The 22,764-nt window shown below is 55.0% G+C and carries 18 protein-coding genes; 12 read left to right on the forward strand and 6 right to left on the reverse strand.

The features are described 5' to 3' along the window. Nucleotides 1–869 precede the first annotated feature (869 nt). The 3 genes from Q0796_RS06750 to Q0796_RS06760 all read left to right on the forward strand — a co-directional run bounded on the left by Q0796_RS06750 (nt 870) and on the right by Q0796_RS06760 (nt 3,704). Nucleotides 870–1,250, forward strand: a complete 381-nt coding sequence (locus tag Q0796_RS06750) for a DUF3302 domain-containing protein (RefSeq protein WP_298441371.1) — start codon at nt 870–872, stop codon at nt 1,248–1,250. Between the two features lie 2 nt (nt 1,251–1,252). Beyond that, nucleotides 1,253–2,248, forward strand: a complete 996-nt coding sequence (locus Q0796_RS06755) for an HlyD family secretion protein (protein WP_298441373.1) — start codon at nt 1,253–1,255, stop codon at nt 2,246–2,248. Nucleotides 2,249–2,441: 193 nt separating this feature from the next. Then, nucleotides 2,442–3,704 carry a BamA/TamA family outer membrane protein gene (locus Q0796_RS06760; protein ID WP_298441375.1) on the forward strand — a complete coding sequence of 421 codons (1,263 nt, stop codon included), beginning with the start codon at nt 2,442–2,444 and terminating at the stop codon, nt 3,702–3,704. A gap of 64 nt (nt 3,705–3,768) precedes the next feature. On the opposite strand, the gene Q0796_RS06765 is transcribed toward Q0796_RS06760, so the two are convergent. Further along, complete coding sequence (locus Q0796_RS06765) at nt 3,769–5,922, reverse strand: S46 family peptidase (protein ID WP_298441584.1); 2,154 nt, start codon at nt 5,920–5,922, stop codon at nt 3,769–3,771. A gap of 115 nt (nt 5,923–6,037) precedes the next feature. Between Q0796_RS06765 and dnaB the strand changes: the two genes are divergently transcribed. Both dnaB and alr read left to right on the forward strand, forming a co-directional pair. After that, on the forward strand, nt 6,038–7,447 hold the full coding sequence (gene dnaB, locus Q0796_RS06770; RefSeq protein ID WP_298441376.1) for a replicative DNA helicase: 1,410 nt from the start codon (nt 6,038–6,040) through the stop codon (nt 7,445–7,447). A 60-nt stretch (nt 7,448–7,507) separates the two neighbouring features. Beyond that, entirely contained in the window at nt 7,508–8,584 is a 1,077-nt protein-coding gene (gene alr, locus Q0796_RS06775) for an alanine racemase (protein WP_298441377.1), read from the forward strand. Here alr and Q0796_RS06780 read toward each other — a convergent pair. Together Q0796_RS06780 and Q0796_RS06785 are read right to left on the reverse strand one after the other, a co-directional pair. Further along, nucleotides 8,581–10,326: a hypothetical protein gene (locus tag Q0796_RS06780; protein WP_298441379.1), complete on the reverse strand. Its 1,746-nt coding sequence runs from the start codon at nt 10,324–10,326 to the stop codon at nt 8,581–8,583. The genes alr and Q0796_RS06780 overlap by 4 nt on opposite strands. Next, on the reverse strand, nt 10,310–11,329 hold the full coding sequence (locus tag Q0796_RS06785; RefSeq protein ID WP_298441381.1) for a cytochrome c peroxidase: 1,020 nt from the start codon (nt 11,327–11,329) through the stop codon (nt 10,310–10,312). Before Q0796_RS06785 ends, Q0796_RS06780 begins: the two co-directional genes overlap by 17 nt. Before the next feature lie 99 nt (nt 11,330–11,428). Here Q0796_RS06785 and Q0796_RS06790 point away from each other — a divergent pair, with 99 nt between their 5' ends. The 7 genes from Q0796_RS06790 (at nt 11,429) to Q0796_RS06820 (ending at nt 18,409) form a co-directional block, all read left to right on the forward strand. Continuing rightward, nucleotides 11,429–11,857, forward strand: a complete 429-nt coding sequence (locus Q0796_RS06790; protein WP_298441383.1) for a secondary thiamine-phosphate synthase enzyme YjbQ — start codon at nt 11,429–11,431, stop codon at nt 11,855–11,857. 532 nt (nt 11,858–12,389) lie between these two features. Next, nucleotides 12,390–14,015 (forward strand): peptide ABC transporter substrate-binding protein, encoded by a 1,626-nt coding sequence (locus tag Q0796_RS06795; protein ID WP_298441385.1) that lies wholly within the window; start codon nt 12,390–12,392, stop codon nt 14,013–14,015. Between the two features lie 19 nt (nt 14,016–14,034). Continuing rightward, nucleotides 14,035–14,961 (forward strand): oligopeptide ABC transporter permease OppB, encoded by a 927-nt coding sequence (gene oppB / locus Q0796_RS06800; protein ID WP_298441387.1) that lies wholly within the window; start codon nt 14,035–14,037, stop codon nt 14,959–14,961. Between the two features lie 3 nt (nt 14,962–14,964). Further along, nucleotides 14,965–15,879 carry an oligopeptide ABC transporter permease OppC gene (oppC, locus tag Q0796_RS06805; protein ID WP_298441389.1) on the forward strand — a complete coding sequence of 305 codons (915 nt, stop codon included), beginning with the start codon at nt 14,965–14,967 and terminating at the stop codon, nt 15,877–15,879. Between the two features lie 10 nt (nt 15,880–15,889). Further along, entirely contained in the window at nt 15,890–16,861 is a 972-nt protein-coding gene (gene oppD, locus Q0796_RS06810; protein WP_298441390.1) for an oligopeptide ABC transporter ATP-binding protein OppD, read from the forward strand. Next, entirely contained in the window at nt 16,858–17,868 is a 1,011-nt protein-coding gene (gene oppF / locus Q0796_RS06815; protein WP_298441391.1) for a murein tripeptide/oligopeptide ABC transporter ATP binding protein OppF, read from the forward strand. The genes oppD and oppF overlap by 4 nt, the downstream gene beginning before the upstream one ends. A 286-nt stretch (nt 17,869–18,154) precedes the next feature. Beyond that, the gene (locus tag Q0796_RS06820; protein WP_298441393.1) at nt 18,155–18,409 is read left to right on the forward strand and encodes a DUF465 domain-containing protein; all 255 of its coding nucleotides are present in this window, start codon (nt 18,155–18,157) and stop codon (nt 18,407–18,409) included. A 92-nt stretch (nt 18,410–18,501) separates the two neighbouring features. On the opposite strand, the gene Q0796_RS06825 is transcribed toward Q0796_RS06820, so the two are convergent. The 3 genes from Q0796_RS06825 to Q0796_RS06835 all read right to left on the reverse strand — a co-directional run bounded on the left by Q0796_RS06825 (nt 18,502) and on the right by Q0796_RS06835 (nt 22,597). Further along, complete coding sequence (locus Q0796_RS06825; RefSeq protein WP_298441395.1) at nt 18,502–19,206, reverse strand: EAL domain-containing protein; 705 nt, start codon at nt 19,204–19,206, stop codon at nt 18,502–18,504. A gap of 246 nt (nt 19,207–19,452) precedes the next feature. Beyond that, complete coding sequence (locus Q0796_RS06830; protein WP_298441397.1) at nt 19,453–20,556, reverse strand: phosphoribosylaminoimidazolesuccinocarboxamide synthase; 1,104 nt, start codon at nt 20,554–20,556, stop codon at nt 19,453–19,455. Nucleotides 20,557–20,791: 235 nt separating this feature from the next. Next, nucleotides 20,792–22,597 carry a long-chain fatty acid--CoA ligase gene (locus Q0796_RS06835; RefSeq protein ID WP_298441399.1) on the reverse strand — a complete coding sequence of 602 codons (1,806 nt, stop codon included), beginning with the start codon at nt 22,595–22,597 and terminating at the stop codon, nt 20,792–20,794. Nucleotides 22,598–22,764: the final 167 nt, after the last annotated feature.

Genomic DNA, 22,764 nt, shown 5'->3' on the forward strand with positions numbered 1-22,764 from the left:
GTAGTTCAGTTGGTTAGAATACCGGCCTGTCACGCCGGGGGTCGCGGGTTCGAGTCCCGTCCACTCCGCCATTATTTCGAATAAGCCCTGTCCTTTGGACAGGGCTTTTTTCGTATGTGGTCAACACGTTTGCAGGGCTGACGTTGGCGAGGCCGTTCAGTTGGTTAGCCCTTGATTAAGAGCTTGGCGGCCGGCCACGCCGGGGTCGCGGGTTCGAGTTCCGCCCACTGCGCCCTAGCGCCCGAAATGGTTCGAATAAGCCCTGTCCTTTGGACAGGGCTTTTTTCGTATCTGGCCAACACGTTTGCAGGGCTGACGTTGGCGAGGCCGTTCAGTTGGTTAGGCCCTTGATTAAGAGCTTGGCGGCCGGCCACGCCGGGGGCGCGGGTTCGAGTTCCGCCCACTGCGCCCTAGCTCCCGAAATGGTTCGAATAAGCCCTGTCCTCTGGACAGGGCTTTTTTCGTATGTGGTCAACACGTTTGCAGGGCTGACGTTGGCGAGGCAGTTCAGTTGGGTTGGCCCTTGATTAAGAGCCTGGCGGCCGGTCACGCCGAGGTCGCGGGTTCGAGTTCCGTCCACTGCGCCCTAGCGCCTGAAATGGTTCGAACATGCTCTGTCCTTTGAACAGGGCTTGTTCGTATTCGAAAGGAAAAGTTTGAGTAGCAGTTCAGTGGTACTGTTGGCTTACACGACAAGAATGCTGGCTCAGCCAAGCTGCGATTGATGCATTGGGATCGCTGAGGTCTGATTAGCCCGCGTTTGGGCGTGATCAGATAATTGGCCCCTAAGTTATTGGGGAAACATCCGAATTTAAGTGAAGCAACTAGACTCTAGTCAGTAAAATAGCTTGGGATCAGACAAGGACTTTATGATGTTAGATTATGTGGCATTGGGGATTTTAATTTTTGTGGGCTTGGTGCTGTTTTACGGCATCATCATTATTCACGACATTCCTTACGAGATAGCGATGAAGCGCAATCACCCGCATCAAGACGCCATCCATGTCGCGGGTTGGATCAGTCTGTTTACCCTGCATGTGATCTGGCCGTTTCTTTGGATCTGGGCCACCTTATATCGCGCTGATCGTGGTTGGGGCTTTAAGCTGGAAACCGAACTCGACAGCAGGGTGACTGAACAACAAAGTCAGTTGGAGCAACTGCACAGTCAGGTAGCCCAATTGCAGCAGCAGATTGAACTGTTGCACCAGCCACAGCCCCTTCAAGCGCAACCACCACAGCAGGAGCAATAGCCATGGATCTGTTATTGCTGATGACTTACGGTGCCATTTGCATCGTGATCTTTAGGGTCTTTGATTTACCGCTGAATAAGTGGACGGTGCCGACGGCAGTGTTAGGCGGCATTATTTTGGTGGGCACCTTGGTGTTGTTGATGAATTACAACCACCCCTTTACCCCTCTGGCGCGACAGATCTACATCACCACCCCAATTGTGCCATCCGTTAAAGGGCGGGTTATTGATGTTCCCGTTCAGCCAAATCAGCCTTTGGTTCAAGGTGAGGTGCTGTTTCGTGTGGATGGCCGTCGCTATCAAGATGAAGTGGATCAGCTAACGGCTTCGGTAAAGTCGAAAAGTGCCGAGCGTGATCGTACTCAAACGGCCTACGAGCGCTATCAGCAGGGTTATAACAAAGGCGGCGCCTTTACTAAGCAAGAGCTCGATAATCGCCGCCAACGTTTCTTTGTTGCTGAAGCCGATCTTGAGCGCGAGCAAGCGCGATTGCGTAAGGCGCAGTATGATCTTGAGGAAACCATCATTCGAGCCCCCGCGAACGGCTATGTTACTCAGCTGGCGTTACGCCAAGGCGTGATGGCCGTGCCGTTCCCAATCTCGCCATCGATGATCTTTGTTGAGCGTTCTAACAACCGAGTGGCCGCTGCGTTCAATCAGCGTTCACTGTTGCGGATCAAACCCGGTTATGAAGCCGAGCTTATCTACGATGCCCTGCCGGGCAAGGTGATTAAGGGGCGGGTTACCCAGGTGCTGCCGAACATTGCCGAAGGGGGATTTCGAACCAGCGGCAACTTGCAGAGCTCCGACGTGCTACTGAAGCGGGGGCGATCCTTTGTTGAGATTGAGATCCTTGATGACCTGAGCGAATTCCAACTGCCCCAAGGCGTGCACGTAGAAGTGGCGGTGTACTCGGATCACTTTGCTCATGTTTCCATCATGCGAAAAATTTTATTACGCATGAAGAGTTGGCAAAACTACCTGTTTTTAGAGCACTAATTAACCCCGCTCTATTTAAGCCGTCGCCGATCCCGCCGACGGCTTTATCTTGTGTTGCTTTTTTGTTGTGAACTGTTGGCGGATGCTGTCAGCTTGCTATTTGTCCGATCTTATTGATTGTCGACGCTAATTTGACGCTGACATTGTTATTTGACAGCTATAGAATTGCGCCTTCTTTATGGATGGGGCAGTTATGAACGGCAGTAAAATCGCAGTGTGGTTAATCGGGCTATTGGCTTTTTCCGTGGGGGCCCAAGAGGCGCCGGAGCCGCCACCAAGCCGAACCGCAGTGCTGCCGTTTATCTATAAAACCTCCGGTTTAGGATGGTTTGCCGGCGGTGCGGTGAGCGTACAAGGGCTCGGGCAGTCGCAGGGGCAGATGGTTGGCGTTGGCTTGTACTCAACCAACAACAGCTTCCTTAGCTACCAAGGGGCTTACAACTATCAGCTTGCCCAGGACAGTCGCTGGTACTTTGACCTGACTTGGTTGGAAGCGAAATTCACCGAGTCACAAACCTTCATCAGCGGTGTTGATGGGGTTGCCGCGGATGCGGGGCAGCATGACTCTGCCGAAGATCAATTTGTCTATGGCGAGGAGCGGATGCGCGAGCTGGAACTGACCGCCCGCTACATTCTGCCTTTTGGGGCTGGCCGTGCCGATCACCAACCACAATTCAGTTTGCATAATGGTTTGCCGCTGTATGCGGTAGCGCCTCAGTCATTGCCGCAACCGTTAAGCAGCGTGCAGTTGAAACTGTTCCATAAAGATCATCAGCTTAACGACGCCGTTAGTGGTAATGCGAGTGATGAGGCAACGTCACTCAGCCAGATTGAGGCCAAGACTGCGGGTATGAGTATCAGTGTTGATTATGACGCCCGCGACTTTGCCCCGTCGCCCAGCCGTGGCTATTGGTTACGCGGCCAGGTAACGCGTGATTGGGGGAATGATCACCGTGCCAGTTACACCAAGTGGGAAGGGCAATACAGCCATTATCTGGATCTAGGCGCGAATGGGTGGATGCAACAGCAGACGCTGGTGCTCAGTGCTTATTTGGCGGATCTGCCCACTTGGGATGCGAACCAACGTGGCGAGATCCCTTGGTATGCGGCGGCCAGTGTGGGCGGCTTTGATCGCTTGCGCGGCTTTGCCAGCAACCGCTTTCACGATCGCAGTGCGCTGTTTTATGGGGCCGAGTATCGCATGGTGCCGCAGTTTCAGCCCCAAGGAAAAATCCCAGTGCTGAATTGGTATCAGCTGCCCTGGTATCAGTTGGCGGCCTTTGTCGAGGCCGGTCGGGTGCACGATGAGTTTGATCTGCGCGAGCTGCACCGCACGATGAACATCTCCTATGGGGTAGGAGTTCGAGCATTAGCAGAACGAGTGCTGGTGCGGGGCGATCTGGCCTTCAGTGAAGAGGAAAGTCAGATCCGGCTGATTGTAAACCAAGCCTTCTAACTAACAACGGCCCTGCATTGCAGGGCCGTTTGGGTTGTAACAGGCGTGAGTTGTGTCACTCGGGCTAGCGGCGAATCAGGCTCAGTTCATCCAAGACATAGTTGGCTTGATCCACTTCACTGAGCATCCACAGGATGTAACGAATATCCACGTGCACCGCGCGGGTGATCTCGGCATTGAAGTACCAATCCTTGGTGATCGATTCGTAGGTGGAGTCGAAATTAACCCCAACCAGCTGGCCTTTGCCGTTGATCACTGGCGAGCCAGAGTTGCCGCCAGTGGTGTCGGCACTGGAGAGAAAGTTCACCGGCACACGTGCGTTACTGTCTTGATTGGCGCTCGCGCAAGGCACAATGGTGCAGTACCAAGACGGCTTGGTTTGAGCGTATTGGCGGAACTGGCCAAATTTACCCGCTTTGATCGCATCAACCACTTTGCTTGGGGCGTTAAAGGGGTATTGGCCCGTGTGCTTCTCTAAGATGCCATTTAAGTAAGTAAACGGCTGTTTATACAGCGCGTCCGCCGCTTGATAGCCATCAACGCTGCCGTAGCTGATGCGCAGGGTACCGTTGGCATCGGGGTAGACGGGCTTGCCTTGTTGCTGATACCACGCCAACAACGCTGCCATCAGTGCTGGACGGCTTTTATCCAGTTCACCGGCAAGGCTTTTACGTTGATGTTCACTGGCTTGGTTTTGTTGGTACAGCGCCACGGCCATGCGAATAAAGGGATCGTTACTTTGCTCAAACTCACTGGCTGGGCGATCCAACCACGCCAAACGGGCTTGGCTGTCGAGCAAGCTGGTGGTTTGATATGCCTTGCCAAGATCCAATTGCGCCAACTGCTGATCCAGCATCGTGTCTCGCAAAGGTTGGTTTTGATAAGCATCGATGTCCATCTGCCACAACTGCTGATCCATGCTGGCAATAAAGCTCTTATCAATGCGCTTTAATCGTCCCTCGACCATTTTACGATCGCGGCTTTGGAAGCCAATGTCGCGCTCGGCATCGGTTAGCTGCTGTTGCTTGGCCCATTTGTAGAGGCGATTGGCCGCTTGCAGCAACGCCCCGGATTGGGCGTTTTGGTAATAGAAGTTGGCTTGGTAATGCTGTTGGCTGGCCAGCAGCCCTTGCTCTTGCGCCGCCAGTAATGGCAACTGTTCTTCTGCGCGAAGGTATTGGCTAAAAGCGGCTTGCGTGTCGGCTTTAAAGCCGACGATGTCGGTTTTACGAAACCCATCCAACAGGCCGTTGTACTTTTTCATGCGGTTGGCCCAGCTGGCGCGTTTGCTGGCGTAAGCGATGCGGACTTGCGGATCGGTTTGCGCTTCAATGGCGTCAATGCGGGCTTGGTAACGCTGGGCGTTAACGGGGTAGAGCCAGCCAGAGGCGAACTCGATGGATTGGCTTAGTTGATGACGGCTGGTGCGACCGGGGTAACCGGCCACTAAGATCCCCTCATCACTGGCCACGCCGTCGGCGGCGATGGGCAGATAGCCTGCGGGTTGATAAGGCACGTTATCGGCGTGATAACCGGCAGGGCTGCCATCAGGGGCAACATAGGCGCGCAAGAAGGCAAAGTCGCCACTGTGGCGTGGGTATTCAAAGTTATCGATGTCGCCACCGTAGGCGCCAACGCTTTCAGGCGGCGCGTACACCAAACGCACATCGCGGATCACCAGTTGGCGCAACAAGTAATATTGTAAACCGCCGTGGTAAGAGGCAACGCGACAGCGGTAAGCGGGATCCGCCTCGCACTGCGCCAACAGCTGCTTCCGATTGGCTTCAATGGTTTGGTGGCGATCAAAGCCGGTTTGGCCGTCGCTCACGTTCTGATAAACCTTGTCGGTTACCTCCACCACCTTGTCGGTGATGTATAACCGCTCTTGTGGCCCCGCGCTGCGCTCCTCATTTTGCGAGGTTGCGATAAAGCCATCGGCCAAGTAGTTGGCCCCGTCGCGGCTATTATATTGGATGGCGTTGTAGGCGCAGTGATGATTGGTGAGCACTAACCCTTTGGGAGAAACAAAGGAGGCAGTACAATAGCCCAATCCCACCACCGCATTCATCGGCGCCTTGGTTAGATCGGCTAATTGCTCTGCGGGCAATTCAATGCCCTTTTGGGTAAGTTGATCGCTCAACTGCGGCAGTTGGTGCGGCAGCCACTGACCTTCGTCAGCGGTGGTCGCAGCGCTAAATAGGGCGCTGGCCAACAGCATTACGGCTGTCTTGGTTTGGTGTGGCATCATCGATCCTTCGATTTGTTATGGTTATCTCAGCGCCAGCGGTTAGTACCCTGTTGCGCGAATTGGCACACATTGTAGCGGAATTAACATGGCGGAAACACGTTCTCGCGAACGCGCGGGCAACAACAACGATGCGGTGGATCAGTTAAAGATCCCGCCTCACTCCTTGGAAGCGGAACAGTCGGTACTGGGGGGCTTAATGCTCAACAGCGAATTGTTCGATCAAGTGGCCGAAAAGGTGGTGAAAGAGGATTTCTATAGCCGCAGCCACCAGTTGATCTACGACGCCATGGCCAAGTTGATGGAAACTGGCGAGCCGCTGGATCTGTTGACCGTATCAGAAGAGCTGTCTAAATCGGGTCACATTGATGGCGTGGGCGGCATTCCGTATTTGTCGGATATTTCGCGCAATACCCCCAGTGTGGCCAACCTTACCGCGTACGCCGGCATTGTGCGTGAACGGGCAGTGATGCGGGAGATGATCAAAGTGGCCAACGAGATCGCCGATGCGGGTTTTAACCCGGAAGGGCGCGACTCTTCGCAGCTGCTGGATCTGGCCGAAAGTAAGGTGTTTAAGATTGCCGAGGCTCGTACCGACGCCAACGAAGGCCCTGAAACCTTAAAGCTGGTGCTCAACAAAACCATCGATCGGATTGAAGCGCTGTTTAATAACCCCAACTCCGGCGGTGTTACTGGGGTATCCACCGGCTATGCCGATCTGGATAAGATGACCGCCGGTTTGCAGCCGTCGGATCTGATCATTGTTGCGGCGCGTCCATCCATGGGCAAAACCACCTTTGCCATGAACCTGTGTGAGCAGGCGGCGATGAACGAAGATAAGCCGGTGTTGATCTTCAGTTTGGAGATGCCTTCAGAGCAGATCATGATGCGTATGTTGGCGTCGTTAGGGCGGGTGGATCAAACCCGCATTCGTACCGGTGAACTGGACGACGACGATTGGGCCCGAGTCACCAGCACCATGGGCTTGATGATGGAACAAGGCAAGATGTACATCGATGATGGCTCTGGCCTAACCCCAACCGAAGTGCGTTCCCGTGCCCGTCGAATTGCCCGTGAACATGGCGGCATATCGATGATCATGGTCGACTACTTGCAGTTAATGCAGGTGCCGGGCATGTCTGAAAACCGAACCTTGGAAATTGCCGAGATCTCGCGTTCCTTGAAGTCCCTTGCGAAAGAGCTGGAATGCCCAGTGGTGGCGCTGTCGCAGCTGAACCGATCGTTGGAGCAGCGAGCGGATAAACGCCCAGTGAACTCAGATTTGCGTGAATCGGGCTCGATTGAGCAGGATGCGGATTTGATTATGTTCATCTACCGTGACGAGGTCTATCACCCCGATACGGCGGAAAAAGGGCAGGCGGAAATCATCATTGGTAAGCAGCGTAACGGCCCGATCGGGCGGGTACCTCTGACGTTCCAAGGCCGCTTCTCACGCTTTGATAACTACAGCGGCACCAGCTACGAATACGACGAATAATTGTGTTGGCGCGAGCCTCCATTGGGCTGGCGTTATACTTCTTACATTGATTGGTATCTCATGCGTTTTTCCCCCATCGCCCAGATCAGCCGCAGCGCGTTAAACCATAATGTGGCGCGGCTGCAACAAGTGGCGCCCCACAGTAAAATCATGGCGGTGTTAAAAGCCAATGCTTATGGCCATGGGCTGGTGCAGATGGCGCAATGGCTCAAAGGCATTGATGGCTTTGGCTTAGCCCGCATTGAAGAAGCGTTGGCGCTGCGCGACAGCGGCATCAATGCGCGGATGGTGCTGCTTGAAGGGGTGTTCAGCGAGGCGGATCTGGAACAGGCGGCCAGTCATCAGCTGGATGTCGTGATCCACGATGCCGAGCAAGTGGCGTTGTTGTGTCAGGCGCAGTTGTCACAGCCGCTGCGGATCTGGCTGAAAATCGACACAGGCATGCACCGTTTAGGGGTGCAGCCGGATGAATTTGCGGCGCTGTATCAGCAGCTAACGGAATCGACCAACGTGCAGCAGCCGCTCAATTTGATGACCCACTTTGCGGTGGCTGATGAGCTGGAAAACCCGCAAACGGTGAAGCAGATCCAATGCTTTAACCGGTTAACGGCGCAACTGCCGGGTGAACGCACCCTGTGTAACTCGGCGGGGGCATTATCCTGGCCCGCGGCTCATGGTGATTGGATCCGCCCCGGCTTGGCGCTGTTTGGTGGCAACCCGATGGTCGGCGGTCGTGCCGCTGGGCAGCAGCTGCAGCCGGTGATGACCATGCGTTCAAAGGTGTTAGCGGTGCGGGATTTGGCCGCCGGTGAGCCTGTCGGCTATGGCCAGAGCTGGCGCAGCAACAACGCAACGCGCATTGCGGTAGTAGCGATGGGCTACGGTGATGGCTATCCGCGTCATGCGGTGTCGGGCACCCCAGTGCTGATCAATGGTCAGCGCTACCCACTGGCCGGTCGAGTATCGATGGATATGATCACCGTGGATGTGGGCAGCGCCAAGGTGCAAGTGGGCGACGACGTGGTGCTGTGGGGGCAAGGGCTTGGGGTGGAAGAGATCGCCGAATGCGCCAGCACCATCGCCTACGAATTGCTGTGCAGTACCACCGCTCGGGTGGCGTACGAATACATCGATTAAGCCCGTTTAATCGATTGCACCTTAGCGGCGGATGGCAGTGTTAGCGTATGTTGCAGTGCCACCATGCTGATGGGCATTGGCAACAAGGTAAATTGCTCTAAGCCCATGGGGGCGTGATTGCCCAGCACAATTACGCGCAGTGGCAAGGGGCCGTGTTGTTGCTGTTGCCGCAGGGCCGTCAATTCCTCAGCGCTTAAACTGTTGCGATCGCATAGGATCAGCCGCTTACAGTGGCCACTGAGCAGATCCGGCAGCAGCGGGCGTAACGTTTGTTGCAGCTGTGGCCGATAACCTTGGCTGATTAACAGCTGTGTTAATCCCTGCCCACGCCAATCGTTGTGGCCAATCACTGCAACCTCGCCTTGGGGGCTGATCTCGGTAGCTTCGCTTAGCCACTCCACCGCCAGGGTGATCCGGCAGCGGCTGCCTTTGCTGGTTGGCCAGAGGCTGATCTCAGCCCCTTGTTGTTCCAGCTGCTGCAGCATCAGCAGAGGCTGCAAGTAGCTGCCCAGTTGCAACGCCAAGATCCCAAAATTCCACTGTTGTCGTTGCTGCCATGCCGTGATCATTTCGTTCGGCCAAGGGCTGCCAAGCTGTTCAAAATCCACTAATAGATGATGCTGTTGTTGTCGAAACACCACACTGGCTTGCGGCTGACAGGTAGCGATGGCGGCACTGAGTAAAGCCCGCGCCAGCTCGAACAAGGGTCGGTGCGGACAGTTCACTCGGTTGGCGCAGTCGCTGTGGCGATAGATCATGATCTCCGTTGCGCCGCTGGGCAACTGTGGGCACAGCGCATCGATCTGTTCATCCAGTGTGGTGACTCCCCACGGTGCCTGTGGTTGCGCCAGCTGCTGTTGCAATTGCAGCAGTTCGCTAAAGCGCCACCGCAGCCGCGCTAACGCATGCGGTTCACTGGCTTCAAGCCCTTGGTGTAGCTCTTGGCTCCATTGCAGCAACTGGTTGCCGTACAGGGCTTGCTGCTGTTGGCTTTGCTGCAACCGTTGTCGCAACTGCCAGCCCCAACGGCCACCAAACAGCAACAACAGCGCAATTACGAGCAACAGCAGTTGTTGCCCTAATTGGCTTTGTTGCTGCAACAGCAGCCCTCGTTGCCCCTGCTGGATCTGGGTTAAATCATTAAACAGCCGCTGCTGTGGCAGCGCTAACAAGTCCTGTACCACGGCATTTTTCCTGAAGCGACTTTGGCGATAAACCTGAGCGTGGGCGCGAAGGCTTTGTTGCAAGTCCGCTGGCAGGGCGGTTAGTAGCGGCTCAAGATCGCGGCTTTGTTGTTCAATCGCCAGCTCTAACCGCGCCATCGCCAGGTGTTGCTGAGGGCTATTGGCCAAGGTGCGGGCTCGATTGAGCAATGTATTTAGCGCGGTGCGGCTGCTGTTGGCGGCGATCTGATGACGAATCAATTTCAGCGTTAAGCTGCGCAGTTGCCCAGCCAAGGTGGTGATCCCGGCATGATGGCTATTGGCGCTATCCAGACTGTCGCCCAGTAATTGGATCTGCCGGGCTAAGTGGCTGAGATAATCCAAGTTTGCGGCAGGCTTTACCTGATATTGGGTAACGCTGCTGAGTAATGCATGGCTGTCGTTACGCAGCCGCTGTAGCTGGGCGATCTGCTGCTCTAACTGCCGCAGCTGTTGCTGATCGCGATGGTATTGATTGCCTAGCAGCGCCAGTAACACCAGTGCAACCACTGCAATCGCCGCATTAAAAAGTTTGCTCATCGTCTAATAGGGCCAAGATGGGAGGTGGGGGCGCACTTAAGCTGGCGAGAAATGCCAGCAACTCGGAGAGCTCTTGCTCTGATAGTTCTTTGCCTAGTTGATTCAGCGCCATGATCCGCACTGCCAAGCCTAAATTATCCACCGAGCCATCGTGAAAGTAGGGGCCGGTTTGCACCACATTGCGTAAGCTGGGCACGCGAAAGACCATGTCATCACTGGCCTTGCTGGTGAGTTCCGCTAAGCCCAGATCGTTGCGGTTGATCTGTTCTTGATAGGTCAGGCCAAAGGTTTGCATCAAGTTGCCGCCCACGTTGATCCCTTGGTGACATTGAATGCAGCCGATTTTCTGGAAGTGATCCCAACCGGCTTTGGCTGCGCGGGGCAGCTCGGATTCGCCCCGTAAGAAGCGATCGAAATTGGCGTCTGGGGTGAGCAACTGCTGCTGAAAATAGACGATGGCGGCGGTAATGCTGGTGGCGGACAGCGGTTGCCCCATCACCTGTTCTACCCGCTGGCTTAACGCGTCATCTTGACCCAATTTGCTGAGCACCTGTGGCCAGTTGCTGTCCATCTCTAACGGGTTTTGCAGCGGCCCTTGCAGCTGGTGCGCCAAAGAGAGTGCGCGACCATCCCAAAACTGCATGGGGTTGAGGCTGGCATTGAACACCGTTGGGCTGTTGCGGCTGCCTTGGCCATTGACCCCAACGCTGGTGCGGCTGGCGAGGGTGCCATAACCTTGCAGCAAGTGGCAGCTGGCGCAGCTGATTTTATTGTTGCTGGATAAGCGGGGATCGGTGAACAGATCGCGGCCAAGGCGAGCTAAGTTCAGATCAACATCGTAGGGGTTAAATCGCGGGATCGGCCTGACTGGCAGATATTGCTGCGCCTGTGCTTGTTGCAGCAGTGCTGCATCGGGGTGTTGGGTTTTGGGGGGGATCGGGCCACAACCGCCAATCAGCCATGAGGCAACCACGACCAACATCGACACAAAGGGGCGATTCATGCACTCATCCTTGAAGCAGTAGGGGTATCCTTGTCAGGTAGGTATAGAAGTGGCGGCCACATCTGGCAACCCACGGATCTCATCCAGCAAGGAGCCCTTATGTGGCAGCAACACACCATCGAACTGCGGCCACAACGGCGTGGTTTTCATCTGATCACCGCTGAAATTGAACAGCAATTGCCGCAGCTGCAGCACTATCGAATTGGCCTTTGTCATCTGCTGATCCAGCACACCAGCGCCAGCTTGAGCTTAAATGAAAACGCCGATCCAACCGTACGAGCGGACATGGAAGCGCACTTTCAGCGGCTCGCGCCAGAAAACACCCCCTATTATCAGCACACCTATGAAGGGGCTGATGATATGCCTGCTCACATCAAATCTGGGCTGCTGGGTTGCAGTTTAATGTTGCCATTGCAGCAGGGGCGATTGGCATTGGGCACATGGCAGGGGATCTATCTTGGCGAGCACCGAAATCAAGGTGGGTCACGGCGCATTATTGCCACTCTGCAAGGCGAGCTGCTTAAATAACGGCCAAATTCAGTGGCTAAATACGCTGAAATTAGCCAGCTTGTTAACAATATGTGTCTGCCATTAATAAGAATGGTTCGCAATTATTCTGCCCTTGCCAGAGGAAGTGTCGAGCTTTTTGTGTACAAAATGCACAAAAGATCCTGTTGCTGCCTCTGGCGAGAAAAAATATCGTAGTTTTTTCCACCACCCTCCTCGTTATATATCGATAACATCCGATCGTGTGATCTGGATCTTTTTTAGCGATAGCCACTGAAATTATGTGGTTTTCTTAGCAGCTTCCGCTGGTTCAATATTTTCAATACGTGTTGATAGTTTATTTTTTGTTAAAAAAGTGCTGCGAAGTGGCACTTAAACTTAAAAGTGGATGAATCGGCATGATGCGCACAATTTGAATTTTTGTTATGTTTTTATTAGCTGTGATCGAATAACGCACTAAGAAATGACTTATTAGAAATATGTTAATTTTTTTAAAATAAAAAGTAACGATCACCACTCAATAAAATAAATAAAACCAGGGAGCACGATGTACATGGCAAATTCTCGCATTACTGCCGTGGGGCTCAGTTTAGTTATGGCTTCACTTTGGCCTGCTGCACAGGCCGCACAAGTACCAGCAGACACTCAACTGCACCCAGTGCAAGAGATTGTTCGCGGTAATGGCAGCGAACCCGCATCACTCGATCCACAAAAAGTGGAAGGCACCACCGGCTCTGCGATCACCAAAGATCTGTTTGAAGGGCTGGTACAGCAAGATAACGATGGCAACATCATTCCGGCGCAGGCAACCCACTGGGACATCAGCGGCGGCAATAAGGTGTTCACCTTCCATCTGCGTGATGGCATCAAGTGGTCTAACGGTGCGACGGTAACGGCCGATGACTTTGTGTTTGGCTTTCAACGTGCTGTCGATCCGAAAACCGCTTCGCGTTACGCCTGGTACCTTGAGATCGCAACGGTCGCTAATGCCGCCGCCATTGTGCGTGGTGAAATGCCTGCGGACAGCCTTGGGGTGGAAGCGCTGGACGACAAAACATTCCGAGTGACCTTGGAAAAGCCAGTGCCGTACTTTGTGCGGATGTTGGCGCACCAAAACACCTTCCCAGCGCCGAAGAAAGTGATTGAAGCCTATGGCGATCAGTGGACCCGTCCGGAAAACATGGTCACCAACGGCGCGTACACGCTGTCGCAATGGGTGGTGAACGAGAAAATCATCTTAAAGCGCAGCCCAACCTACTGGGACGACGCCAAAACCGTGATCAATCAGGTGAGCATGTTGGCGATCCCATCCGCCAACACCGAACTGGCGCGTTACAAAGCGGGCGAGATCGACATGACGCTGACCATCCCGCTGGAGCACTTCAAATCGCTGCAGCAAAGCCTGCCGGATGACATCCGTACCTCGCCGTATCTGTCGACTTACTACTACGAGTTCAACACCAAGGTGGCGCCGTACGACGATCCGCGCGTACGTAAAGCGTTGTCGTTGGCGATCAACCGTGAAGCGATGACCAAGTACGTCTTGGGCCAAGGCCAAAAGCCGGCTTACGGTTTCACCCCCGAAGCGGTGAACGGCTTTACCCCGCCAGTGCTGGATTACGCCACTTGGACCCAAGAAGAGCGTCTGGCGGAAGCCAAGCGATTGATGAGCGAAGCCGGCTATGGCCCAGGGAAGAAATCACTGTTGATCAACTTGCTGTACAACACCTCGGAATCCCATAAGAAGATCGCCATCGTGGTGGCCCAGTTGTGGAAACCATTAGGGGTGCAGGTGCGCTTGGAAAACCAAGAGTGGAAAACCTTCTTGGACACCCGTAACCAAGGCCGATTTGAAGTGGCCCGTGCCGGTTGGTCGGGGGATTACAACGAAGCGTCCACCATGCTCGACATTCTGTTAACCACGCATGGCCAGAACAAAGGCAAGTGGTCGAACGCCGAATACGATCAGCTGATGGCGGATTCGCGCTTAATTGAAGATGACGCAGAGCGCGCCAAGTTGTACACCCGCGCGGAAGAGATCATGGCGGCCGAAGCCCCAGTGATCCCAGTGTACCAAGGGGTGATCAGCCGCTTGGTGAAAACCTACGTGGGCGGTTACCCGATGAACAACGTCGAAAACACCATCTACAGCAAAAACCTGTACATCATCAAACACTAAGACGACGAGGAACCCCATTATGTTGAGTTTTACCGTTCGCCGTCTGCTGATGGCTATTCCCACCCTGTTTATTCTGGTGACCCTGTCATTCTTTATGATGCAGTCGGCCCCGGGCAGCCCTTTTACCGGCGATTTCAACCTGCCGCCTGAAGTGCTGGCCAACATCGAAGCCAAGTACCACTTGGATAAACCGATGTGGCAGCAGTACCTGTATTACCTTGGCGATCTGATGCAGGGCGATTTAGGCCCCTCGTTTAAGTACCGCGATTACAGCGTGAATGAACTGGTGGCGGCTTCGTTTCCGGTGTCCATCACCTTAGGTTGTGTGGCGTTCGTGTTTACCGTGATTTTCGGTACCGCGCTGGGCACCGTGGCCGCGCTGAAGCAAAACACTTGGATCGATTACACCGTAATGAGCTTGGCGATGGTGGGCGTGGTGTTGCCGTCGTTTGTGTTAGCGCCGGTGTTGGTGCTGATATTTGCGGTCGGATTGCAGTGGTTGCCCGCTGGCGGTTGGAACGACGGCCATTGGATGAATCTGGTGTTGCCGGTGTCGGCGATGGCGATTTTGTACATGGCCTCCATCAGCCGCATCATGCGTGGTTCGATGATTGAAGTGTTGAACGCGCCCTACATTCGTACCGCTCACGCCAAAGGCTTGCCGATGAAACACATCATCTTCAAGCACGCCCTGCGCCCAGCGATGCTGCCCGTGGTGTCCTACTTAGGCCCAGCGTTTGTGGGGATCATCACCGGCTCGGTGGTGATTGAAACCGTGTTTGGTATTCCGGGCATTGGTCAGTACTTCGTGAACGGCGCCTTGAACCGCGACTATTCGCTGGTGTTGGGATTAACCATCTTAGTCGGTGCCTTAACCATCTTCTTTACCGCCATTGTCGATATTGTCTACGGCATGATTGACCCACGCATTCGAGTGGAGAGCTAAGCAATGCAAACCATTACCCAAAAACAAAATAACGAAGCGGTAGAACAGTTTGCCCAAGAACTGGAAGTGGAAGGACGCAGCCTTTGGGCTGACGCTCGGCGCCGCTTCCTGCGTAACCGCGCCGCGGTGATCTCTCTGGGCATTTTGGCGTTCATCTTTGTGCTTGTGATGATTGGCCCAGCGCTGTCTGGTTACGCCTTTGATGAGATGGACTGGGAAAACATGGCTTCGGGCCCAAGTTTGGCCAATGGCCACTTCTTTGGCACCGATTTCTTGGGGCGCGATCTGTTTGTGCGCACCCTAGAAGGCGGCCGCATCTCGTTCTTAGTGGGCGTGTTAGGCGCCACGGTGGCGGTGATCATCGGTACGCTCTACGGCTCGTTTGCCGGTTACATCGGTGGCCGTACGGACAGCATCATGATGCGAATTCTGGAGATCCTGCAGTCGTTCCCATTCATGTTCTTGGTGATCCTGCTGATGACCTTCTTCGGTCGTAGCCTGTTCTTGATCTTCCTCGCCATTGGCGCGGTGTCGTGGCTGGATATGGCGCGAATTGTGCGTGGCTTAACCTTGGGCTTAAAGCGCAAAGAGTTCGTGGAAGCGGCGATTGTGGCCGGGACGCCGGGCAAAGACATTATCCTGCGCCACTTGGTGCCAAACGTACTGGGGATCGTGGTGGTGTACGCCTCGTTGCTGGTGCCGGGAATGATCCTGTTTGAATCCTTCTTAAGCTTCTTAGGCCTTGGGGTGCAAGAACCCTACACCTCGTGGGGGGCACTGGTGAACGAAGGCGCCCTAACCATGGAAGTGGCCCTGTGGCAGCTGGCGTTCCCAACCTCATTCTTGGTGGTCACCCTGTTCTGCTTTAACTACATCGGCGACGGCTTACGCGACGCCCTTGATCCAAAAGATCGCTAAAGGAGGCGTTATGAGCTTATTACAAGTACAGGATCTCAACGTACAGTTCACTACCCCAGACGGTAACGTTACCGCGGTGGATCGGCTGAGCTTTGATCTGGCGGCGGGTGAAACCTTAGGGATCGTGGGCGAATCAGGATCCGGCAAAAGCCAAACCGCCTTTGCGATCATGGGGCTGTTGGCAAAGAACGGCATCACCCAAGGATCGATCAAATTTGAAGAGCAACAGATCCTCGGGTTGCCGCCACAGCAGTTGAATAAGATCCGCGCCGAGCAGATCGCGATGATCTTCCAAGATCCCATGACCGCGCTGAACCCTTACATCAAAGTGGGGCCGCAGTTGATGGAAGTGCTGATGCTGCACAAAGGGCTTGGCGCCAGCGAAGCCTTTGAAGAATCGGTGCGGATGTTGGATGCGGTGAAGATGCCAGAGTCGCGCAAGCGGATGGACATGTACCCGCACGAATTCTCCGGCGGCATGCGCCAACGGGTGATGATCGCCATGGCGTTGCTGTGCAAGCCCAAACTGTTGATCGCCGATGAACCCACCACGGCTTTGGACGTAACCGTACAGGCGCAGATCTTGGATCTGCTGAACGAGTTGAAGCGCGATCTGGGCACCGCGATCATCATGATCACCCACGATCTGGGGGTGGTGGCCGGCTTATGCGACAAGGTGATGGTGATGTACGCCGGTCGCACCATGGAATACGGCAGCACCAACGACGTGTTCTATCAACCGGCCCACCCTTATACCGAAGGCCTGTTAAGCGCCATTCCGCGTTTAGACAGTAACGAAGCGACCTTGCCCACCATTCCGGGCAACCCGCCGAACTTGCTGGCCTTGCCACCGGGTTGCCCGTTCAGCGCCCGCTGCGTTCAGGCAACGGATCTGTGCCAAAGCCAACCGGCCCAGCTGCAACGCTTTGGTGATAACCGCCAACGTGCCTGTCACATCGAACTGCAAGGAGCGGTAGCATGAGCGTGTTATTAAAAGCGACCAACGTAAAGGTTCGATTCGAGATCAAAAAAGGGCAAAAATGGCCGTGGGATCCGATCCCGCAGTTGAAAGCCGTTGATGGGGTGTCGTTTCAGGTCGAAGCGGGGGAAACCCTAGGGGTGGTTGGCGAGTCCGGCTGTGGTAAATCCACCTTAGCCCGCGCCTTGATTGGTTTGGTGCCGGTAGCGGAAGGCTCGATTGAGTTTAATGGCAAGCCGGTAGACACCAACGATCCGAAAGCGATGGTGGATCTGCGTAAAGAGGTGCAGATGATCTTCCAGGATCCCTTGGCCTCACTGAACCCACGGATGACCGTAGGCGACATCATTGCCGAGCCGCTGCGCAACTACTACCCAGATTGGAGCAAAGCCCAGCTGCAAGATGAAGTGCGGGCGATGATGGCCAAGGTGGGCTTGCTGCCGAACGTGATCAACCGCTATCCGCACGAATTCTCCGGCGGCCAGTGTCAGCGTATCGGCATCGCCCGCGCGTTGATCTTAAAGCCCAAGCTGGTGATCTGTGATGAACCGGTATCGGCGCTGGATGTGTCGATTCAGGCGCAGGTGGTTAACTTGCTGAAGCAGCTGCAAGCCGAGATGGGCTTGGCGCTGATCTTCATCGCCCACGATCTGTCGGTGGTGAAACACATCAGCGATCGGGTGATGGTGATGTACTTGGGCAACCAAGTGGAAACCGCCAGTTCGGAAGAGCTGTACGCCAAGCCATCGCACTTCTACAGCCGGGCGTTGCTTAGCGCGGTACCGCTGCCGGATCCGGAAGCGGAGCGCAACAAGGTGATCATCCCACTGACCGGAGAGCTGCCATCGCCGATCAACCCACCATCGGGCTGCGTATTCCGCACCCGTTGCCCTGCGGTGTGCAGTGACTGTGCCTCGCACCGACCGAAGTTGGAAAACATCGGCGGCAGCCACTTTGTGGCGTGCCCACGGATTGATGTGGCAATAGACTTAGGCCACCACGCGGCGTAAAGCGGCGGATCGGTTGCGATATGCTGCCCTGAATCAAACGCCACCGCTGTTGCGGTGGCGTTTTTGTTGGTGCCAACAACGGCTGCGATGATCCGCCGCCACCGTGAGCGCCAGTAAAGGAATGGGGGCCGCAGCACAACCATTTTGGCGCGATCACAGCGAAGGCTGAGCGCGCTCTCAGTTCGGCTTGAAAGGGGCAGTTTTCGTAGAAATAATGACCTAAATCAATGTTGTAAACAGACTCTATGAGCATGATGAAACGGACATTATGGCAAGGAGAGTGAAGATGATTATTGAAGATCACAGCTTAGTGAACGAGTTCCCCCATGATAAGCGCCTGATCGAGGAGCTCAATCTTACCGACAACCAGTTCCACAAACTGTTCAACGATTACCACGAGCTAGACCGCGAAGTACACCGCATCGAAGAGGGGATTGAGGTCAGCGACGATGCCTACCTTGAGAACCTAAAATTCCGCCGCGTCACCTTGAAAGACACCCTGTTTAACGCCCTCCAACAAGCAAAAAATAAGATCAATTAACGGCCTTGTCGCTGCGGTGTGGGCGAAGCGTTCGCTCACACCTGAACCCGCTTGGTTGCCGTAAGCAAGCACTGCCGCCGGGGCTGACTGTGCTAGTGATTGGCCAATAAGATCTGTTGTTGAGCCTGCACAAACTGCGGCTTAAACAGATAGCCCTGAACCCAGTCGATGCCCAGTTGGCGCGCATAATCCAGTTGCGCTTGCTGCTCAACCCCTTCCAGCACCGTGGTTTTGCCCATCTTCTGGGCGTAATCGATCAGCGCAGTGAGTAATTGATGCTGATCGTCGCATTGGGATCGCGCCAGCCAGGTCATGTCGAACTTGAAACAGTCCACTTCACTGAGCAGTTGCAGCGACAACATCGAGTGAGGCGCGCCGATGTCGTCCAATGCGACTTGGTTTCCTTGACGCTGAAACTGTTGCAGCAATTGGCTGCACAGCTTGGCATCGCTGATGGACGTATTTTCAATCAGTTCGACCGTCAATTGGGGATGGCTGGCCAGCAGGGCGAGCATGTCGGCGCGGTTGTGATCGTTGATCGCATGGGGATCGATGTTGATGAACAGCTTGGCGGCCGCTGGGGCGCACTGCAGTTGCAGCTGTTTTGCTTGGTACTCGACTCGCGCCAAGATCTCCGGCTGCTGGTGAAACTGTTCAAACACACGATTGGGGGCGATGGCTTGGCCACTGTTGCGGCGAAAGCGCGCCAATGCTTCATAAGCGTGCACAGTTAGGCTGCGGGTGCAGATCAGCGGTTGGTATTCGCAACTCATGTGCAGCGGTTCAGACAGTAGCATGGTGATCCAAGGGCAATAATGCGGATGGGAATTATTACCCTTTGTCGAACGCAATGCCAGTCGCAACCGCACAAGCTGTGATGGGGCGGCATTTTGTGGCGGATCGGCATCGCACCGTGCAGGCTGGCCTTGGGTGGTAAGGGGTGAATTGCGTTGGTACAGCGGGTGTTGTGAACGGCGACAGCAGCAAGAATAAGGGGCAGCCAGTGGCTGCCCCTTTGGGATCCTCAGGCTGAATCGTGTGGCTTAGTCGATTAAGCCAAAGTCACGACTGAGGATCTCAATGATCTCGGCCTTAGGGTTGGCGCTGATGTGCACCGGCTGACCGGTGATCTTCGCGGCGATGTCGGTGTAGGTTTTCGATACGGCCATCAACACTTCGGTTGGCAAGGCGTTATCGCGAGCCAGCGCTTGGCGCTCATCCATCCGATCCTTGTTTAACAGAATGTCTGGATCGGGGAAGTGATTCAGCAGCAGCTGGCGGAACCCTTCTTTTGATTGCTCGATCACCTGACCATCACGGTACGCTGGGCCATCCCAAATGCGGGAGGAATCCGGCGTGCCCACTTCGTCCATGTAGATCAGCTTGTCGTTGCCCGCGGCATCGGTGACGTAGCCAAACTCAAACTTGGTATCCACAAACACCTGATCCAGTTGCGCCAGCGCCTCGGAGATCAGATCAAAGCCCTCTTTCAACAGCACTTCGTAGCGATCGACATCCGCTGGTGAGTGGAAGTTAAAGGCTTCGTAGTTGTCGTCGATGTTGGCGCGGGTGATGTTAACGTCATCCACCGCTGGCACACCGGGAATGCCTTCCAAAATGCCTTTGGTGGATGGGGTGATCAGCAGCTCGGGCAGTTTTTGATCTTTGTTCAAGCCCTCTGGCAATTCGATGCCGCAGAAATCGCGCTCGCCTTTGCTGTAGGCGCGCCACATCGAACCGGTAATGTACTGGCGGCAGATCGCTTCGATCATTACTGGCTTGGCTTTTTGCACAATCCACACCAGTGGATGGGGGATATCCAAAATGTGGCTGTCGGCCAAACCGTTTTGTTTAAACAGCTTGAACCAGTGGTTAGAGATGGCATTCAGCGCCGCCCCTTTGCCCGGTACGCCGGCCATGCCACCTTGGCCTTGCCAGATGCAATCAAAGGCGGAGATCCGATCGGAGATCACCATGATCGCCAGCGGCGCATCGGCGGCGACATCGTAGCCTTTCTGTTTGATTAAGCGGGCGCTGTCTGCGGCAGTCAGCCAATAAACACTGCGAACTTTACCGGAGTGAACCGGTGCGTCGGTGCGGATAGGAAGATCGTTATTAACGGCCAATACCTGGTCGGCAAGACTCATAATCACTGTCCTGTGTAGTCGTTGTAGGGTAGGCCGATACAGGGGGCTAATTATTGATTTAGCTTTAATTTGTTGCGGCTTTGGCGGCAAAAATGCCAGCCTGGCTGCGGGGCTGTATCGACGGGGCGATGATAACAGAACCGATACAATTGCGGGCAAAAAAGCTGCGGTTTCACTTTTTTGTTTATGGAACTAAAAAGCCCAGCGTCGGCTGGGCTGGTTGCATCGGCCAGGATCAGTGTTGCCGCTGATACATGGCGTTAATGTCGTCGGCAAACACCTCGTTAATCACGCGCCGGCGCAGTTTTAACGTGGGCGTTAACTCGCCCCGATCGATGCTAAAGGGGCGATCCAGCAAGGTGAACTGCTTCACCTTTTCGTAGCGTGCCAGCTCAGATTGGCTGGCGGCGATGCGTTGCGCCATCAGCTGCACCACCTGCGGCAATGCGATCAGCTCGGCGTTGTTGCCAAAGCGGAGCCCTTGCTGTTTGGCCCACGCCCCCAACGCCCGATGATCCGGTACGATCAAAGCGGCGACAAAGTTACGGCCGTCGGCGTTAATGGCGATCTGCTCGATTAAGGGCTCCCGCGCCACCATCCCTTCGACCCGCTGTGGCGCAATGTATTTGCCGTTAGAGGTTTTCATCAACTCTTTGATGCGATCGGTAATGTGCAGGTGGCCCTCTTTATCGAGGTAGCCAGCGTCGCCGGTTTTCAGCCAGCCATTTTCAAAGGCTGCGGCGGTGTCTTGTGGGCGGTTGTAGTAGCCGGGCATGATGGTCGCGCCTTTGACGAGGATCTCATCGTTGGCACCAATGCGTACCTGCAGATCCGGCAAAGGCAAGCCAACCCCGCTGGTGCGCCGATCGTGGCTGCGGTGGCAGGTTACGGTGGCGCTGGTTTCGGTGGCGCCGTAGCCGCTGATCAAAGCGATGCCGATGTACTGAAAGAACTGATTTACCTGTTCATCTAAACGGGCTCCGCCAACAGACATCAACTGCAGCTGGCCCCCCAGTACGTTGCGCAGTTTTTGTAAGATCAGCTTATCGGCCAGCGCGTGCAGCAGCCGAGGCAAGAGGGCACGGCGGCGGCCTGCCATTTCGGCGTTAAATTGGCGTCGACCTTGATGCAGACTCCAAGCAAACAATAGGCGCTTATGCAGTGGTGCTGTTGCCACCTTGCTGGTGATGGCGCTGTGGATCTTTTCAAACAGTCGCGGCACCGCACACATCACCTGAGGCTGCACGTCGGTTAACGCCTGTTGCACCTGAGTGGGATCGCTTAGGTACGCCACTCGGCCACCACAGCACAGCACGTAAAGGCTCCAGCTGCGTTCATAAACATGGGACAGTGGCAGAAAGCTCAGCGACAAGGTGTTCTCTTCCACGGGCACCGCAATATGGTGCTGCTGTACCACCGCCGCCATGTTGCCTTGGCTGAGCATGACGCCTTTAGGCTCGCCGGTGGTGCCAGAGGTGTAGATCAGGGTGAATAGATCGTCCAGCGCAATGCTGTTTAAGCGGGCAACGAGTTGTCGCCGGTGTGGGCTTGGATCGGTTTGCAGCAGAGCACCGAGTGCTTGCGGCGCAATGGCACCGGGCAGGGCGGTAATGTTGCTTGCCATGGTGATGATGCCACGCAAATGAGGGCACGCGTTGCTAAGGCTGTTGGCGGTGTTGTATTGCTGCTGATCGCCGACAAACAGTAACTTCACCTCGGCATCATTCAGGATGTATTGGATCTGCTCTTGGCTGCTGGTGGCGTAAATTGGCACGCTGACGGCGCGTATGGCCAAACAGGCCAGATCGGCAATCAGCCATTCGATGCTGTTGTGAGACAAAATGGCGATTTTGTCTTGGGGCGCACAGCCTTGCCCTAACAGCGCCGCCGCTAAGGCCTCCACTTTCGCCAGCAGTTGCTTCCACGTTAGGCTGCGCCACTGCCCATCTTGTTGAAAGCGCACCGCTTCGCGTCCGGCATGCTGTTGACCAGCACTGCGGATCTGCTTAGCGAGTAGAAAAGGGGAGAGTGGCAACGGCATGAGAAATTCTTAACTCGGGGGGATAAACCTAGGCTATTGAATAATGCTCGGGTTGCCTATTTTCGTGGCCGCGAGAGTCGCGGTGGATCACAGTTTCTCTTGGTGGTCAGACCTGATGACGGAGCCGCTGCTGATCGGGCATTGCGCCAAGCCGTTACGGCGACCGC

The sequence above is a fragment of the uncultured Ferrimonas sp. genome (genome assembly GCF_947489035.1).
In the GTDB taxonomy this organism is placed as follows: Bacteria; Pseudomonadota; Gammaproteobacteria; order Enterobacterales; family Shewanellaceae; genus Ferrimonas.

What these genes read in the sequence shown, in the direction of transcription:
- Q0796_RS06825 (WP_298441395.1), bottom strand. Translation starts at nt 19,206, where the DNA reads ATGCTACTGTCTGAACCGCTGCACATGAGTTGCGAATACCAACCGCTG.
- oppC (WP_298441389.1), top strand. Translation starts at nt 14,965, where the DNA reads ATGCAAACCATTACCCAAAAACAAAATAACGAAGCGGTAGAACAGTTT.
- Q0796_RS06835 (WP_298441399.1), bottom strand. Translation starts at nt 22,597, where the DNA reads ATGCCGTTGCCACTCTCCCCTTTTCTACTCGCTAAGCAGATCCGCAGT.
- Q0796_RS06820 (WP_298441393.1), top strand. Translation starts at nt 18,155, where the DNA reads ATGATTATTGAAGATCACAGCTTAGTGAACGAGTTCCCCCATGATAAG.
- oppF (WP_298441391.1), top strand. Translation starts at nt 16,858, where the DNA reads ATGAGCGTGTTATTAAAAGCGACCAACGTAAAGGTTCGATTCGAGATC.
- Q0796_RS06760 (WP_298441375.1), top strand. Translation starts at nt 2,442, where the DNA reads ATGAACGGCAGTAAAATCGCAGTGTGGTTAATCGGGCTATTGGCTTTT.
- Q0796_RS06790 (WP_298441383.1), top strand. Translation starts at nt 11,429, where the DNA reads ATGTGGCAGCAACACACCATCGAACTGCGGCCACAACGGCGTGGTTTT.
- Q0796_RS06795 (WP_298441385.1), top strand. Translation starts at nt 12,390, where the DNA reads ATGGCAAATTCTCGCATTACTGCCGTGGGGCTCAGTTTAGTTATGGCT.
- Q0796_RS06785 (WP_298441381.1), bottom strand. Translation starts at nt 11,329, where the DNA reads ATGAATCGCCCCTTTGTGTCGATGTTGGTCGTGGTTGCCTCATGGCTG.
- dnaB (WP_298441376.1), top strand. Translation starts at nt 6,038, where the DNA reads ATGGCGGAAACACGTTCTCGCGAACGCGCGGGCAACAACAACGATGCG.
- Q0796_RS06750 (WP_298441371.1), top strand. Translation starts at nt 870, where the DNA reads ATGATGTTAGATTATGTGGCATTGGGGATTTTAATTTTTGTGGGCTTG.
- alr (WP_298441377.1), top strand. Translation starts at nt 7,508, where the DNA reads ATGCGTTTTTCCCCCATCGCCCAGATCAGCCGCAGCGCGTTAAACCAT.
- Q0796_RS06765 (WP_298441584.1), bottom strand. Translation starts at nt 5,922, where the DNA reads ATGCTGTTGGCCAGCGCCCTATTTAGCGCTGCGACCACCGCTGACGAA.
- Q0796_RS06780 (WP_298441379.1), bottom strand. Translation starts at nt 10,326, where the DNA reads ATGAGCAAACTTTTTAATGCGGCGATTGCAGTGGTTGCACTGGTGTTA.
- oppD (WP_298441390.1), top strand. Translation starts at nt 15,890, where the DNA reads ATGAGCTTATTACAAGTACAGGATCTCAACGTACAGTTCACTACCCCA.
- Q0796_RS06755 (WP_298441373.1), top strand. Translation starts at nt 1,253, where the DNA reads ATGGATCTGTTATTGCTGATGACTTACGGTGCCATTTGCATCGTGATC.
- Q0796_RS06830 (WP_298441397.1), bottom strand. Translation starts at nt 20,556, where the DNA reads ATGAGTCTTGCCGACCAGGTATTGGCCGTTAATAACGATCTTCCTATC.
- oppB (WP_298441387.1), top strand. Translation starts at nt 14,035, where the DNA reads ATGTTGAGTTTTACCGTTCGCCGTCTGCTGATGGCTATTCCCACCCTG.